At 55.6% G+C, this 16721-nt stretch carries 11 protein-coding genes; 7 read left to right on the forward strand and 4 right to left on the reverse strand.

The annotated features are described in order from the left end of the window. Positions 1–3 precede the first annotated feature (3 nt). The 7 genes from cmoM to CRO87_RS14110 all read left to right on the forward strand — a co-directional run bounded on the left by cmoM (position 4) and on the right by CRO87_RS14110 (position 10634). Positions 4–798, forward strand: a complete 795-nt coding sequence (cmoM, locus tag CRO87_RS14080; RefSeq protein ID WP_097163572.1) for a tRNA uridine 5-oxyacetic acid(34) methyltransferase CmoM — start codon at positions 4–6, stop codon at positions 796–798. Further along, positions 791–2113, forward strand: coding sequence for a chromosome partition protein MukF (mukF, locus tag CRO87_RS14085; RefSeq protein ID WP_097163573.1), 1323 nt, complete (start codon positions 791–793; stop codon positions 2111–2113). Before cmoM ends, mukF begins: the two co-directional genes overlap by 8 nt. Continuing rightward, positions 2094–2804, forward strand: a complete 711-nt coding sequence (gene mukE, locus CRO87_RS14090; protein WP_097163574.1) for a chromosome partition protein MukE — start codon at positions 2094–2096, stop codon at positions 2802–2804. The genes mukF and mukE overlap by 20 nt, the downstream gene beginning before the upstream one ends. Continuing rightward, positions 2804–7252 (forward strand): chromosome partition protein MukB, encoded by a 4449-nt coding sequence (gene mukB / locus CRO87_RS14095; RefSeq protein ID WP_097163575.1) that lies wholly within the window; start codon positions 2804–2806, stop codon positions 7250–7252. Before mukE ends, mukB begins: the two co-directional genes overlap by 1 nt. Before the next feature lie 185 nt (positions 7253–7437). Continuing rightward, on the forward strand, positions 7438–9240 hold the full coding sequence (gene ldtD, locus CRO87_RS14100) for a L,D-transpeptidase (protein ID WP_097163576.1): 1803 nt from the start codon (positions 7438–7440) through the stop codon (positions 9238–9240). Positions 9241–9419: 179 nt separating this feature from the next. After that, positions 9420–9971: a YcbK family protein gene (locus CRO87_RS14105; protein ID WP_176504314.1), complete on the forward strand. Its 552-nt coding sequence runs from the start codon at positions 9420–9422 to the stop codon at positions 9969–9971. A 15-nt stretch (positions 9972–9986) separates the two neighbouring features. After that, complete coding sequence (locus tag CRO87_RS14110; protein WP_097163578.1) at positions 9987–10634, forward strand: MBL fold metallo-hydrolase; 648 nt, start codon at positions 9987–9989, stop codon at positions 10632–10634. A 60-nt stretch (positions 10635–10694) separates the two neighbouring features. Here the strand turns inward: CRO87_RS14110 and CRO87_RS14115 are convergent, their stop codons facing one another. The 4 genes from CRO87_RS14115 to pncB form a co-directional block, all read right to left on the reverse strand. Continuing rightward, entirely contained in the window at positions 10695–11885 is a 1191-nt protein-coding gene (locus tag CRO87_RS14115; protein ID WP_097163579.1) for an amino acid aminotransferase, read from the reverse strand. A 186-nt stretch (positions 11886–12071) separates the two neighbouring features. Continuing rightward, positions 12072–13286: a porin gene (locus tag CRO87_RS14120; protein ID WP_097163580.1), complete on the reverse strand. Its 1215-nt coding sequence runs from the start codon at positions 13284–13286 to the stop codon at positions 12072–12074. A 604-nt stretch (positions 13287–13890) separates the two neighbouring features. Further along, entirely contained in the window at positions 13891–15291 is a 1401-nt protein-coding gene (asnS, locus tag CRO87_RS14125; RefSeq protein ID WP_097163581.1) for an asparagine--tRNA ligase, read from the reverse strand. Positions 15292–15464: 173 nt separating this feature from the next. Further along, positions 15465–16667: a nicotinate phosphoribosyltransferase gene (pncB, locus tag CRO87_RS14130; RefSeq protein ID WP_097163582.1), complete on the reverse strand. Its 1203-nt coding sequence runs from the start codon at positions 16665–16667 to the stop codon at positions 15465–15467. Between the last annotated feature and the right edge of the window lie 54 nt (positions 16668–16721).

Below are 16721 nucleotides of genomic sequence, written 5' to 3' on the forward strand. Positions count from 1 at the left end.
ATCGTGCAGGATCGCAATTTCGATGGGATCGCAGAGCGCTTTTCGCGCAATATTTATGGCACCACCAAGGGCCAGCTGCGCCAGGCGATCCTCTGGCAGGATCTGGACAGGTTGCTGGATTCCTTCGGCGACAAGCCTTTACGCATTCTGGACGGCGGCGGCGGGGCCGGGCAAACCGCAATTCGGATGGCAGAGCGTGGGCATCATGTTACCCTATGCGACCTGTCAGCCGAGATGATAGCCCTGGCAACAGAGGCCGCCGCGAAGAAAGGTGTGAGCCACAACATGCATTTCGTACAATGCCCGGTGCAGGACATTGCACAGCATTTGGAAAGCCCGGTTGATCTGATATTGTGCCATGCAGTGCTCGAATGGGTGGGCAATCCGCAGGCGGTGTTAAGCGCTTTGTGGTCGGTACTGCGCCCGGGCGGCGCGCTGTCGTTAATGTTCTACAATGCTAACGGTCTGCTGATGCACAACATGGTCGTCACCAACTTTGATTACGTCGAAGCGGGCATGCCAAAGACGCGTAAACGCAAGCTTTCGCCAGACTACCCGCGCGATCCGCAGCAGGTTTACGGCTGGCTGACTGATCTCGGCTTGCAGATCGTCGGCAAAACAGGCGTGCGGGTTTTTCATGACTATCTGCGTGAAAAACATAAGCAGCACGAGCGCTACGAGCAGTTGCTGGCCTTAGAAACCCGCTATTGCCGGGAAGAACCCTGGGTTAGCCTGGGCCGCTACATTCATGTCACCGCGCGAAAACCGCAGGTAGATACAAGGACTAACGATGAGTGATTTTTCCCAGACAGTCCCCGAACTGGTTGCCTGGGCCAGAAAAAATGATTTTTCGATCACGTTGCCGGTCGACAGGCTGTCGTTCCTGATGGCCGTGGCGACGCTGAACGGCGAACGGCTGGAAGGCGAGCTTACCGAAGGTGAGCTGATTGACGCTTTCCGCCACGTCAGTGATGCGTTTGAGCAAACCAGCGAAACCATCAGCGTGCGTGCCAACAACGCGATTAACGACATGGTGCGTCAACGTCTGCTGAACCGCTTTACCAGCGAACTCACCGAAGGCAACGCGATCTATCGCCTGACGCCGCTCGGCATCGGCATTACGGACTATTACATTCGCCAGCGTGAGTTTTCCACGCTGCGCCTCTCCATGCAGCTGTCTATCGTCGGCGGTGAACTGAAGCGTGCGGCAGACGCAGCAGACGAGGGCGGCGATGAGTTTCACTGGCATCGCAACGTTTATGCGCCGCTGAAATACTCGGTGGCGGAAATCTTCGACAGCATCGATCTGACCCAGCGTGTGATGGATGAGCAGCAGCAATCGGTCAAAGACGACATCGCTCAGCTGCTGAACAAAGACTGGCGCGCGGCAATTTCAAGCTGCGAAATGCTGCTGTCTGAGACTTCCGGCACGCTGCGTGAACTGCAGGATACGCTGGAAGCGGCGGGCGATAAGCTGCAGGCCAACCTGCTGCGTATTCAGGATTCGACCATGGCGCACGACGATCTCCACTTCGTCGACAGGCTGGTCTTCGACCTGCAAAGCAAACTCGACCGCATCGTCAGCTGGGGCCAGCAGGCCATCGATCTGTGGATCGGCTACGACCGTCACGTACACAAATTTATCCGTACCGCTATCGATATGGATAAAAACCGCGTCTTCGCTCAGCGTCTGCGTGTTTCCGTGCAGAACTACTTTGATGCGCCGTGGGCGCTGACGTATGCCAACGCCGACCGCCTCTTCGACATGCGTGACGAAGAGATGACGCTGCGTGATGAAGAGGTGACCGGCGAGCTTCCGCCGGATCTGGAGTATGAAGAGTTCAACGAAATCCGTGAGCAGCTGGCGGCGCTGATTGAAGCGCAGCTGGTTATCTACAAAGAGAAAGGATTGCCGCTGGATTTAGGCCTGGTGGTGCGCGAATATCTGGCGCAGTACCCACGTGCTCGCCATTTCGACGTGGCGCGTATCGTGGTCGATCAGGCCGTCCGGCTGGGCGTAGCACAAGCAGATTTCACCGGACTGCCGCCGAAGTGGCAGCCGATTAATGATTACGGAGCCAAGGTACAGGCACATGTCATCGACAAATATTGAACACGTGATGCCAGTTAAGCTGGCACAGGCCCTGGCCAATCCGTTATTTCCGGCGCTGGACAGCGCCCTGCGTTCCGGCCGTCATATTGGTCTGGACGAACTGGACAACCACGCCTTTCTGATGGACTTCCAGGAGTACCTGGAAGAATTTTACACCCGCTATAACGTGGAACTGATTCGTGCGCCGGAAGGATTCTTCTATTTGCGCCCGCGTTCCACCACGCTGATTCCACGCTCGGTGCTTTCCGAGCTCGACATGATGGTCGGCAAAATCCTCTGCTATCTCTATCTCAGCCCGGAGCGTCTGGCCAACGAGGGGATTTTCAGCCAGCAGGAGCTGTATGACGAACTGCTGAGCCTCGCCGATGAAACCAAACTGCTGAAACTGGTCAATAACCGCTCAACGGGGTCAGATTTGGACCGCCAGAAGCTGCAGGAAAAAGTGCGTTCATCGCTGAACCGCCTGCGCCGTCTGGGCATGGTGTGGTTTATGGGCCATGACAGCAGCAAATTCCGCATCACGGAATCGGTGTTCCGCTTCGGCGCAGACGTCCGCTCCGGCGATGACGCCCGCGAAGCGCAGCTGCGCATGATCCGCGATGGCGAAGCGATGGCGATTGAAAACCATCTGCAGCTCAATGATGAGAACGACGATGCTCAGCCGGATACGGATAGCGGGGAGGAAGAATAATGATTGAACGCGGTAAATTCCGTTCACTGACCCTGATTAACTGGAACGGCTTCTTCGCCCGAACCTTTGATCTTGATGAACTGGTCACCACGCTTTCGGGCGGCAACGGGGCCGGTAAATCCACGACGATGGCTGCGTTTGTTACGGCGCTTATTCCCGATCTGACGCTGCTGCACTTCCGTAACACCACCGAAGCCGGTGCGACCAGCGGTTCCCGCGATAAAGGTCTGCACGGGAAGCTGAAAGCGGGTGTCTGTTATTCGATGCTCGACGTGATGAACTCGCGTCACCAGCGCGTGCTGGTGGGCGTGCGCCTGCAGCAGGTTGCCGGACGCGATCGCAAAGTGGACATCAAGCCGTTTGCTATCCAGGGTCTGCCGATGTCCTTCCAGCCAACGCAGCTGGTGACGGAAACCCTTAGCGATCGCCAGGCTCGCGTGCTGACGCTTCAGGAGCTGAAAGAGAAGGTCGAAGAGATTGAAGGCGTGCAGTTCAAGCAGTTCAACTCCATCACCGATTACCACTCGCTGATGTTCGATTTGGGCGTCGTCGCGCGTCGTTTGCGCTCCGCCTCGGACCGCAGCAAATACTACCGCCTGATTGAAGCCTCGCTGTACGGCGGGATCTCCAGCGCCATTACCCGCTCGCTGCGCGATTACCTGCTGCCGGAAAACAGCGGTGTGCGTAAAGCGTTCCAGGATATGGAAGCGGCGCTGCGCGAAAACCGCATGACGCTGGAAGCGATTCGCGTCACCCAGTCGGACCGTGACCTTTTCAAGCACCTGATTTCCGAAGCGACAGATTACGTAGCGGCGGACTACATGCGCCACGCCAACGAGCGCCGTGTGCATCTGGACAAGGCGCTGGAGTTTCGTCGTGAGCTGCTGACCTCGCGTCAGCAGCTGGCCTCCGAACAGTACAAACACGTCGATATGGCGCGTGAGCTGCAGGAGCATAACGGCGCAGAAGGCGACCTTGAAGCCGATTACCAGGCCGCGAGCGATCACCTGAACCTTGTGCAGACGGCGCTGCGTCAGCAGGAAAAAATCGAACGTTACGAATCCGATCTCGACGAGCTGCAAATCCGTCTCGAAGAGCAGAATGAAGTCGTAGCCGAAGCCGCCGAACAGCAGGAAGAAAATGAAGCCCGCGCCGAAGCCGCAGAACTGGAAGTGGATGAGCTGAAAAGCCAGCTTGCCGACTACCAGCAGGCGCTGGATGTGCAGCAAACTCGCGCCATTCAGTACAGCCAGGCACTTCAGGCGCTAGCCCGTGCGAAAGAACTTTGCCATCTGCCGGATCTGAACCCGGAGAGCGCCGACGAATGGCTGGAAACCTTCCAGGCCAAAGAGCAGGAAGCGACCGAGAAACTGCTGTCGCTCGAACAGAAAATGAGCGTGGCGCAAACCGCCCACAGCCAGTTCGAGCAGGCGTATCAGCTGGTGGCTGCCATCAACGGGCCGCTGGGGCGTGATGAAGCCTGGGACGTGGCGCGTGATTTGCTGCGTGAAGGCGTGAATCAGCGCCATCAGGCAGAACAGGCCCACGGCCTGCGCGGTCGCCTGAACGAACTTGAACAGCGCTTACGTGAGCAGCAGGATGCCGAGCGTCTGCTGGCAGAATTCTGCAAGCGTCAGGGCCGTCATATTGAGATTGACGAGCTGGAAGCGCTGCACCAGGAGCTGGAAGAGCGGATTTCCTCCCTCTCCGACAGCGTAACCTCCGCCAGCGAGCAACGCATGACGCTGCGCCAGGAGCTGGAGCAACTTCAGGGCCGTACTCAGACGCTGTTGCAGCGCGCACCAGTCTGGCTTGCGGCGCAAAGCAGCCTGACGCAGCTCTGCGAGCAGAGCGGGGAAGAGTTTGAGTCCAGCCAGGATGTTACCGAGTTCCTGCAACAGCTGCTGGAACGCGAGCGTGAAGCGATTGTAGAACGTGATGAAGTGGGCGCGCGCAAACGTGCCGTTGACGATGAAATCGAACGTTTAAGTCAGCCTGGTGGTTCCGAAGATCAGCGCCTGAATACGCTGGCCGAACGCTTCGGTGGCGTGCTGTTGTCGGAAATCTATGACGACGTCAGCCTCGAAGATGCGCCGTACTTCTCCGCACTTTATGGCCCGTCTCGTCACGCCATCGTGGTGCCGGATCTGTCGCTTATCGCCGATCAGCTCGAGGGTCTGGAAGACTGTCCGGAAGATCTCTACCTCATCGAAGGGGATCCGCAGTCCTTCGATGACAGCGTGTTCAGCGTCGACGAGCTGGAAAAAGCGGTGGTGGTAAAAATCGCCGACCGCCAGTGGCGCTACTCCCGCTTCCCGTCGCTGCCGCTGTTTGGACGTGCGGCGCGTGAAAACCGCATCGAAGCGCTGCACGCCGAGCGTGAAACGCTTTCAGAACGCTTCGCCACGCTGTCGTTTGACGTGCAGAAAACGCAGCGTCTGCATCAGGCCTTCAGCCGCTTTATCGGCAGCCATTTAGCCGTGGCGTTTGAAGCGGATCCGGAAGCGGAAATTCGCAAGCTGAATACTCGTCGCGGTGAGCTTGAGCGTGCGCTCAGCAACCACGAAAACGACAACCAGCAGAGCCGTGCGCAGTTCGAACAGGCGAAAGAGGGCGTGGCGCAGCTGAACCGCCTGCTGCCGCGCCTGAATCTGCTGGCTGACGAAACCCTTGCCGATCGCGTCGATGAAATCCAGGAGCGCCTCGACGAAGCCCAGGAAGCTGCGCGCTTTATTCAGCAGCACGGCAACCAGCTGGCCAAACTGGAGCCGATCGTTTCGGTCCTGCAAAGTGACCCGGAACAGTTCGAACAGCTGAAAGAGGATTACACGTACTCGCAGCAGGTGCAGCGCGAAGCGCGTCAGCAGGCGTTTGCCCTGACGGAAGTGGTACAGCGCCGCGCGCACTTTGGCTATTCAGATTCAGCAGCGATGCTGGATGGCAATACCGATCTGAACGAGAAGCTGCGCCAGCGTCTGGAGCAGGCGGAAGCCGAGCGTGCCCGTGCGCGTGAAGCTTTGCGTACTCACGCCACGCAGCTCAGCCAGTACAGCCAGGTGATGGCCTCGCTGAAAAGCTCCTTCGACACCAAGAAAGAGCTGCTGACGGATTTACACCGTGAATTGCAGGATATCGGCGTTCGTGCCGACAGCGGTGCAGAAGAGCGCGCGCGTTCCCGCCGCGATGAGCTGCACACGCAGCTTTCCAATAACCGTAACCGCCGCAGTCAGCTTGAGAAAGGTCTGACCTTCTGCGAAGCGGAAATGGATAACCTGACCCGCAAACTGCGCAGTCTGGAACGTAACTACCTCGAAATGCGTGAGCAGGTAGTGAGCGCGAAAGCGGGCTGGTGCGCGGTGATGCGCCTGGTGAAAGACAACAACGTCGAACGTCGTCTGCACCGTCGCGAGCTGGCGTATCTCTCCGCTGACGATCTGCGTTCAATGTCGGATAAGGCGCTCGGTGCGCTGCGTCTGGCTGTGGCAGATAACGAACACCTGCGCGACGTGCTGCGCATGTCGGAAGATCCGAAACGTCCTGAGCGTAAAATTCAGTTCTTCGTGGCGGTGTATCAGCATCTGCGTGAACGTATTCGTCAGGATATTATTCGCACCGACGACCCGGTTGAAGCCATCGAGCAGATGGAAATCGAACTGGGCCGTCTGACGGAAGAATTGACGGCGCGTGAGCAGAAGCTGGCCATCAGCTCCCGCAGCGTGGCGAATATCATTCGCAAGACGATTCAGCGCGAGCAGAACCGTATCCGCATGCTCAACCAGGGCCTGCAGAGCGTGTCGTTTGGTCAGGTGAACAGCGTGCGTCTGAACGTCAACGTCCGTGAGACGCACTCTCAGCTTCTGGAAGTGCTGGCCGCTCAGCATGAGCAGCATCAGGATCTGTTCAACAGCAACCGTCTGACCTTCTCAGAAGCGCTGGCGAAGCTCTATCAGCGCCTGAACCCGCAGATCGATATGGGTCAGCGCACGCCGCAGACCATCGGTGAAGAGCTGCTGGACTACCGTAACTATCTCGAAATGGATGTTGAAGTTAACCGTGGTTCCGATGGTTGGCTGCGTGCGGAATCAGGTGCGCTGTCGACGGGTGAAGCGATCGGTACCGGGATGTCGATTCTGGTGATGGTGGTTCAGAGCTGGGAAGAGGAGTCTCGTCGCCTGCGTGGCAAAGACATCTCGCCTTGCCGTCTGCTGTTCCTTGATGAAGCAGCACGTCTGGATGCTCGTTCTATCGCCACGCTGTTTGAACTGTGTGACCGTCTGGAGATGCAGCTCATCATCGCGGCGCCGGAAAACATCAGTCCGGAGAAAGGCACTACCTATAAACTGGTGCGTAAGGTCTTCCACAATACCGAACACGTACATGTGGTCGGACTGCGTGGCTTCGCGGCTCAGCTGCCGGAGACGCTGCCCGGCACGGCGGATGCTTCGTAGCAAGTCAGTTCAGTTCTGAGACAAAGGCGACAGTGATGTCGCCTTTTTTGTTATCCATTTTTGGCTCCGATGGTTGTATTATCTTTAATCTTCTTTACATTTGGTCAGGCAAAAGCGTTTTCGCCTTCATATACTGAGAGTAAGCCCCGGTTCGGTGGGCAGTAATGAGAGACAGGGGGCAAGGGATGTCACTGGAAAAATTATATGGTCGTCGGCTGTCAGCGCTGAGTTTATGCCTGGCGCTGGCATTTGCTCCACTGTTTAGCGTTCAGGCTGATGAGCCTGAACTAGTACCGACGGACGGTTCCGCCACGCTCGGCGATGCGTCACAGGCAATGGCGCAGGCGGACGGTCAGGCGCCTGCCGTGGCGATGATGGCTGGCATTCAGCCGCTGCCGGAGGGCGCTGCGGCGAAAAGTCGGGCCGATATTCAGTCGCTGCTGCCAGCAAACGCCACCCCGGTTTATATGAACCAACTGGCGGCGCTCTATGCCGCCAGATCCATGAAGCCGATGTGGGAAAACCGTGATGCCGTTCAGGCGTTTCAGCAGCAGCTTGCCGAAGTGGCGATTGCCGGTTTTCAGCCTCAGTTCACGCACTGGGTCGAGTTACTGACAGATCCTGCCGTGACCGGTATGGCGCGTGACGTCGTGCTTTCCGATGCGATGATGGGTTATCTCCATTTCATCAGTAATATTCCGATGCAGGGCAACCGCTGGCTCTACAGCGATAAGCCTTATGCGCTCTCCACGCCGCCGCTGTCGGTCATTAACCAGTGGCAGCTGGCACTCGATAACGGTGCGCTACCGCAGTTTGTGGCAAATCTGGCACCTCAGCATCCTCAGTATGCCGCGATGCACCAGGCGCTGCTGGCACAGCTTACGGACACCCGCCCGTGGCCACAGCTCACGGCGGTAACCAAGCTTTCTCCAGGCCAGTGGAGCAAAGATATCCCGGCACTGCGCGAGATCCTGCAACGTACCGGCATGATGGATTCTGCGCCGAATATTGCGCTGCCGGGTGATGTGGTCAGCCCGTCAGCTCAGCCCGCGAAAAAAGCGAAAGCAAGCAGTAACGCCCCCGCGGTGTATGACCGACAGCTGGTGGATGCGGTAAAACGCTTCCAGGCGTGGCAAGGGTTAGGTGCCGATGGCGTCATCGGCCAGTCGACGCGTGACTGGCTCAACGTCAGCCCGGCGCAGCGTGCGGGCGTGCTGGCCTTGAATATTCAGCGATTACGTCTGCTGCCTGGAAAATTGTCCACCGGCATTATGGTCAACATTCCGGCTTATTCCCTGGTGTATTACCTCGATGGCAATCAGGTTCTGGATTCTCGCGTAATTGTCGGACGTCCGGACCGTAAAACGCCGATGATGAGCAGCGCGTTGAACAACGTTGTCGTCAACCCGCCGTGGAACGTGCCGCCGACGCTTGCCCGTAAGGATATTTTGCCTAAAGTGCAGAATGATCCTGGCTACCTGGAACAGCATGGCTATACGGTGATGCGCGGCTGGAACAGCAGAGAGGCGCTGAATCCTTACAACATCGACTGGTCGACAATTACGGCCTCAAACCTGCCGTTCCGCTTCCAGCAGGCGCCGGGGGCACGAAACTCGCTGGGCCGTTATAAGTTCAATATGCCGAGTTCAGATGCTATCTATCTGCACGATACGCCGAACCACAATCTGTTCCAGAAGGATGCCCGGGCGCTGAGTTCAGGCTGCGTTCGCGTCAATAAGGCCTCGGAACTGGCTAATATGCTGTTACAGGATGCGGGCTGGAACGACACGCGAATCTCAGATGCGCTCAAGCAAGGTGATACTCGCTACGTCAATATCCGCCAGAGCATCCCGGTTAATCTGTATTATCTGACGGCGTTTGTTGGGGCAGACGGTAAGGCACAATATCGAACAGATATTTACAATTACGATCTCACTGCGCGATCTGGCGCACAAATTCTGCCAAAAGCGGAACAATTAATCAGGTAAATGAAGAAGTTCAGATAATTCAGTTGTCGTATCTATGCGTCATTCAGGGTCCGGATCGCTACAGGGCCCGGATTGACTGGGGTCAGGGAGCCTTGACGTCGCTTCTTTCGGCGGTTAAGGTGCCCTACGTGCGCCAGAAGTGCATAAATAACGATCACTTACTTGTAGACCTGATTATCATGGACAAATTTGACGCTAATCGCCGCAAACTGCTGGCGTTGGGTGGTGTTGCGCTGGGCGCAGCGGCCATCCTGCCTACGCCTGCATTTGCCACCCTCTCGACACCTCGTCCGCGTATTTTGACGCTCAACAACCTGCACACCGGTGAGTCGCTCAAGGCGGAGTTTTTCGATGGCAGAGGCTATATTCAGGATGAATTAGCAAGACTCAACCATTTTTTCCGTGATTTTCGCGCGAATAAAATGAAATCCATCGACCCGAAACTGTTCGATCATCTCTACCGTCTGCAAGGACTGTTGGGGACCAACAAGCCCGTGCAGCTCATTTCAGGTTACCGATCGCTCGATACCAATGATGAACTGCGCGCCCGCAGCCGCGGTGTGGCGAAGCACAGCTACCACACCAAAGGCCAGGCGATGGATTTCCATATTGAAGGCGTTTCGTTGAGCAATATTCGCAAAGCTGCGTTATCTATGCGCGCAGGTGGTGTAGGATACTACCCACGTAGTAACTTTGTGCATATTGATACCGGGCCGGTCAGGACCTGGTAACGAAACAGGAGCCTCATGAACTATCGTATTATCCCGGTTACGGCATTCGCTCAAAACTGTTCACTTATCTGGTGTGAGCAAACCAAACTTGCCGCCCTGGTCGATCCGGGCGGTGATGCTGAGCGAATCAAAGAGGAAGTCGCGGCAGCGGGCGTTACGCTGATGCAGATCCTGCTGACTCACGGTCATCTCGATCACGTCGGTGCTGCGGCGGAGCTGGCACAGCATTACGGTGTGCCGGTTATCGGACCGGAAAAAGAAGATGAGTTCTGGCTCCAGGGGCTGCCGGCGCAGAGCCGGATGTTCGGCCTCGAAGATTGTCAGCCGTTAACGCCAGACCGCTGGCTGAATGAAGGTGATTCAGTCAGCGTCGGCAACGTCAGCCTGCAGGTGCTGCACTGTCCGGGCCATACGCCGGGCCACATTGTTTTTTATGACGCGGCTTCGCAGCTGCTGATTTCAGGCGATGTGATTTTCAAAGGTGGAGTAGGGCGCAGCGATTTCCCGCGTGGCGATCACAGCCAGCTTATCGATTCGATAAAGCGTAAACTGTTGCCGCTGGGGGATGAGGTGAGCTTCATTCCGGGCCACGGCCCGATGTCGACGCTCGGACATGAGCGTGTGCATAATCCTTTCCTGCAGGATGAAATGCCAGTCTGGTAAGCTAACGGACTGAAGCAGAAACAAAAAAGGCCGCTAAGCGGCCTTTTTTAATGGCTGGAATTACAGCACGGCAACGATGGCTTCACACAGCGGGGCCATGTTGTCCGGGGTCATTCCTGCAACGTTGATACGGCCGGAAGCGACGGCGTAGACACCGAACTCTTCACGCAGACGCAGCACCTGGTCTTTGGTCAGGCCACTGAAGGAGAACATACCGTTCTGCCTGGTGATAAAGGTGAAATCACGCTCTGCACCTTTCTCCGCCAATGTGTTCACAAACAGCAGACGCATGCGCTGAATGCGCTGGCGCATATCGGTCAGCTCCTGTTCCCAGATGGCGCGCAGCGCGTCATTGCTGAGAATGGTCGCGACAACCGCCGCACCGTGCGCCGGTGGGTTGGAGTAGTTGGCACGAATAACCGCTTTCATCTGGCTGAATGCGCGGTCGGCGGTTTCTGTATCCGCACAAACCAGCGTACAGGCACCTACACGCTCATTGTAGAGGCCAAAGTTTTTCGAGAAGGAGCTGGCAACCAGCAGCTCTTTATGGACGGCAGCGAACGCACGCAGCCCTTCTGCATCTTCTTCCAGCCCACGAGCAAAGCCCTGATAGGCGAAGTCGAAGAGCGGCAGCCAGCCTTTCTCGACGGAAAGTTTCGCGAGCTGTTCCCACTGCTCAAGCGTCGGGTCGATGCCGGTTGGGTTATGGCAGCAGCCGTGGAAGAGAACGACATCGCCCGCCTGCGCTTCATTCAGGCTTGCCAGCAGGCCGTTAAAATCCAGTCCGTGCTGCGCGGCATCGTAATAAGTGTATTCACGAACTTCCAGGCCCGCAGAGTTGAATACGCTCTTGTGGTTAGGCCAGCTTGGGTTGCTGACCCATACGCGTTTAACGTCGGTATTTTTTGCGAGGAAATCCGCTGCTACGCGCAATGCGCCTGTGCCGCCAGGCGTCTGGGCGGTGCGTGCACGTTTGTCGGTAACAACCGCGCTGCCTTTTCCGAACAGCAGCTCCTGAGTGCAGCGGCCGAACTCCGGAATACCATCAATGCCGAGATAGTTTTTGGTGGTTTCGTTTTCCAGCAGATAGAGCTCTGCCTTTTTCACGCTGGTCAGAACAGGGGTTTTGCCGGTTTCATCTTTGTAAACACCAATGCCGAGGTTGATTTTACTCGGACGGTCATCGGCACGAAACAGATCGGCAAGACCCAGAATGGGGTCGGCAGGGGCAGCGGTAATGTTCTCAAACATGACGAGGTTCCATTGTGGTTACGGAAGGGAAATCCGCTATCAGGTTAACGGGAGATTTGCGAAAAGCCAACCGTTTGCAGCAAAAACCGAGGGGCTTTTCGAAAGTCACCATTATTAACTGCCAGGCATAAAAAAACAGGGCCGAAGCCCTGTTTCTTAATGGCATATAACTCAGTGGCGTGAGTCTTAGAACTGGTAAACGATACCTACAGCAGCCTGGTCGTCGGTAGCCAGACCGGTTGTTTTAGAGTAGGCGTTGTCGTCCAGCAGGTTGAATTTGTACGCTGCATAGACGTTCATGTTCTTGTTGAAGTAGTACCAGGTACCTACTTCGATATATTTCACGAGGTCAGCATCGCCGCCCTTGAAGGATTCGCCATTGGTGATGTTGGTACGAGCCAGCAGGTCTTTACCTTTAGACTGTACGTAACCGATGGATGGACGCAGGCCGAAATCGAACTGGTACTGAACCACTGCTTCGATGTTCTGAGTTTTGTTAGCAAAGTTGCTATCTGGCTCGCGAGTCATATTAGTGGTTTCAGCGTACATCACAGCAGCGTATACGTTGTTCGCATCGTATTTGAACGCAGTAGACCATGCTTCAGCGCGATCGCCGCCAGCGCTTGCTGCACCGTAAACCTGACCAGCATATGGACCAGCTGGGATTACGTAAGTCGTTGGGTTAACCTGCGCGTTAGTACGGTCAGCAGTTTCATAACCAGCGGCTACGCTGAAGCCTTCCAGGAATGCGTACTGTACGGAGGTGCTGAAACCGTCGCCGTTTGCTTTAGCGCCGTTGCCGCTCAGGCTGTAGCTTTGAGCTGCGCCGTTGTCGTCGTCATAATCAACGTTGATTGGGCTGTTGCGATCGTTTTTACCCTGATACTGCAGGGCGAAGCTCAGGCCATCAACCAGACCGAAGAAGTCGGAGTTACGGTAGGTCAGAACGCCAGTGGTACGGCCGTTCATGAAGTTGTCGGTTGCAGCCCAGGAGTCGCCGCCCCACTCAACCAGCATATCGGTATATGCCGCTACGTCGTAGATGGCACCGTAGTTACGACCGTAGTCGATAGAACCTGCGTCACCAAACTTCAGACCTGCGAAGGCCAGACGAGTTTTGGTACCCTGGGAGCCTTCGACATTGGATGCATCCAGGTTGTATTCCCACTGACCGTAACCGGTGATCTGGTCGTTGATCTGAGTTTCACCTTTGAAGCCGATACGGGCATAAGTGGTGTCTTCGTTGGAGGTGTTGCCGTTGGTGGTCCAGATGTGTTCACCAACTGCTTTACCATAGAAGTCCAGTTTGTTGGCATTTTTGTTATAGATTTCTGCTGCGTTTGCCGCACCAGCTGCCAACAGGGCAGGGATAACCACTGCCAGGATATTGCGCTTCATCATTATTTATTACCCTCATTGGTTTTTTTATTGACACTCGCCACTGCCGCCAATGAATTCCGTCAATAAAAATTTACGGAACTATTGATGAGAGTTTGGTGTCTTTCTGTGTCTGACAGGCATATTTCCATTCATGACAACGTTTCGCTAGCCGGAAAGTGCTACAAACATCGCAACTGAGTAACAAAAAGAAATAATGTGTAATAAATTGTGAATTTTCGGGAACTTTGTGAACCACCTCAAATTTCCTTGAGCATCGCCTGATTAATGACCGGGTCCTTATCTATCTATATGAAATGCTTATTTTAATTTTCAATAAGGGCTTTTCTTATCTAAGAATGCTTCTCATCTCACTTTTTCTTATGACGCAAAGTTAACTTTTTGTGCGCGTTGCCGGTGGTTATTTTGTGTGCTAAGTCCGAAAGCCTCACTTAAGCGCCACTGAATGATTGGTGAAAAAATGTGCGGAATTATTACAGGACACGAGGCGTAACATTTTGGCGGGGGAGGGTGGTTGACCTTTATGTTTGTAGAAATTTGTTCACAAATACTGACACAGGCCAAAAAAAAGCCAGCATGAATGCTGGCTTTTAAAGGGAAGTGTTACTTAGAAAGTGGCGTTACGTGGCGTACGTGGGAACGGGATCACGTCGCGAACGTTCTGAACGCCGGTAACGTAGGCGATGAGGCGCTCAAAGCCAAGACCGAAGCCAGCGTGCGGCACGGTGCCGTAGCGACGCAGGTCGCGATACCAGCTGTAATCTTCTTTATTGAGACCCATTTCAGCCAGACGTGCATCAAGCACATCCAGACGCTCTTCACGCTGCGAACCGCCGATGATCTCGCCAATGCCCGGGGCCAGTACGTCCATCGCGGCAACGGTTTTGCCGTCGTCGTTAAGGCGCATATAGAAGGCCTTGATGTCTTTCGGGTAGTTTTTCACAACCACTGGCGCTTTGAAGTGTTTCTCTGCCAGATAACGTTCGTGCTCGGAAGAGAGGTCTACGCCCCAGAACACAGGGTTCTCGAACGCCTGGCCGCAGTTTTCCAGGATGGTTACCGCATCGGTGTAATCTACCTGAGCAAAGTCTGCTTCAACAAAGCGTTCCAGGCGAGTGATGGCATCCTGATCAACGCGCTCTGCGAAGAATTTCATGTCATCAGCACGCTCTTCAAGCACGGCTTTGAAGACATACTTCAGCATGGCTTCCGCCAGCGCGGCGTTATCTTCCAGGTCGGCAAAGGCTACTTCCGGCTCCAGCATCCAGAATTCCGCCAGGTGGCGGCTGGTGTTGGAGTTTTCGGCGCGGAACGTTGGGCCAAAGGTGTAAACCTTGGACAGCGCACAGGCATAAGTTTCGGCGTTCAGCTGGCCGGAAACGGTCAGGAAGGATTCACGACCAAAGAAGTCTTTGTCGTAATCCACCTTGCCCTGGTCGTTACGCGGCAGGTTTTCCAGATCCAGCGTGGAGACGCGGAACATCTCGCCCGCACCTTCGGTATCGGAAGCCGTAATCAGCGGGGTAGAAACCCAGAAATAACCCTGCTCGTGGAAGAAGCGATGCAGCGCCTGCGCCAGAGTGTGACGCACGCGGGCCACTGCACCAATCAGGTTGGTGCGCGGACGCAGGTGAGCAACTTCACGCAGATACTCGATGCTGTGGCGTTTGGCCGCCATCGGGTAAGTATCCGGATCTTCAACCCAGCCGGTCACTTCAACCCGAGAGGCCTGAATTTCGAAGCTCTGGCCCTGACCCTGAGAGGCGACAACTTTACCGGTGACAATCACGGAGCAGCCAGTGGTCAGACGCAGCACTTCCTGATTGTAATTGGGCAGAGAATTACTGACGACGGCCTGTACTGGATCAAAGCAGGAACCGTCATAGACGGCGAGGAAGGAAAAGCCAGCTTTTGAATCTCGACGGGTACGCACCCATCCGCGCACGGTGACTTCGCTGTCAACGGCTACGCGGCCCTGGAGTACGTCGGCTACAGGCACAACGCTCATAGTTATCTCTCTGTTAGTAATCCGGAATAATGTTTTCTCTTTCCGCCCTTTATAAAAAGGGGGTTCTCTATGTTACCTGTCATCTTTTAACAGACAAGCGGAAATCGCAGGGAGACGGGGAGAATTGAGAAAATAATAAGAAGAAAGGAGCCCTGAAGGCTCCTTTTTGCTGATTAGCTGGCTTTTTTGACCTGAGGCAGGTCAAAGGCTTTGCGCAGTGCTCTGACGAAGGCCTTGTCGTGGCAGATAGTTTTCCCCGGGCTGTCGGAGAGTTTCGCCACCGGCTTGCCGTTACATTCCACCAGTTTAATGACGATATTTAGCGGTTTAACCTGAGGGATATCGCAGGTCAGGCGCGTGCCGATCCCGAAGCTCAGATTCACGCGCGAAGAGAAGTGGCGGTAAAGCTCAACGGCTTTGTTCAGATCGAGATTATCGGAGAACACCAGCACTTTACTCATCGGATCGATGCCGAGCTTCTGGTAGTGCGCAATGGCTTTTTCACCCCATTCCACCGGGTCCCCGGAGTCATGGCGCAAGCCCTGATAGCGCTCGGCAAACTCCGGGCCGAAGTCACGCAGGAAGGCATCCATGGTGATGCAGTCGGTCAGGGCGATGCCGAGCTGATCCGGGTACTCTTCGAGCCATGCGGCGAGCGCCACGCGCTGGCTGGTGGCCAGTTCAGGGCTGATTTGCTGGTGTGCCTGGAACCATTCGTGTGCCTGGGTGCCCATCGGTTCAAGCGACAGGCGGCGAGCCAGATCGTAGTTGCTGGTGCCAATAAACCATTTTTCCTGCTGAAGACGCTCGACAATCGCCTGCTGCACTTCGCGAGAGAAGCGACGGCGGGTGCCGAAGTCCATCAGGCGGAAGCCGGACATGTCGATATCCTGAGTCAGCTGTTTGAACTCTGCAAGCTTGCGCTCCAGCGTTGACAACGCAAGTTCAACGCCCGCTTCAGGCGAGCGATAGCGGTGGACCAGCTCACTGATCACGGCGAGCAGCGGGACTTCCCACATGATCACCTCGCGCCACGGGCCGGTGATGCGAATGTTCAGTTTGCCGTTGTCGTTACGAACGGTGACCTGCTGCGGGTTATAGCGAAACTCGCGCAGCCAGTTCAGGTAGTCTGATTTGAAGAAAGGCAGGCCAGACAGCCACTGAAACTCATCGTCCTTCAGCCGCAGCGACTGCATCGCTTCGACTTGTTCACGAATGGCGTCTGCGTAAATTCCAAGCAGGTCGTCACCGCGGCAGCGGAATTCTGCAGCCACCTGCACATCATAATAATGATGGAAGACGGCCTGCTGCATGTGCAGCTTATAAGCATCTGTATCAAGCAGAGTCTGCAGAACAGGGGAAGCGAATTGTGTCATGGTGCGCAATAGCGTCCTCTTAAAGGAGCGTTTAGTACAATAAACAACGGCTGA

It is taken from the genome of Enterobacter sp. CC120223-11 (assembly GCF_900215375.1).
GTDB lineage: Bacteria > Pseudomonadota > Gammaproteobacteria > Enterobacterales > Enterobacteriaceae > Scandinavium.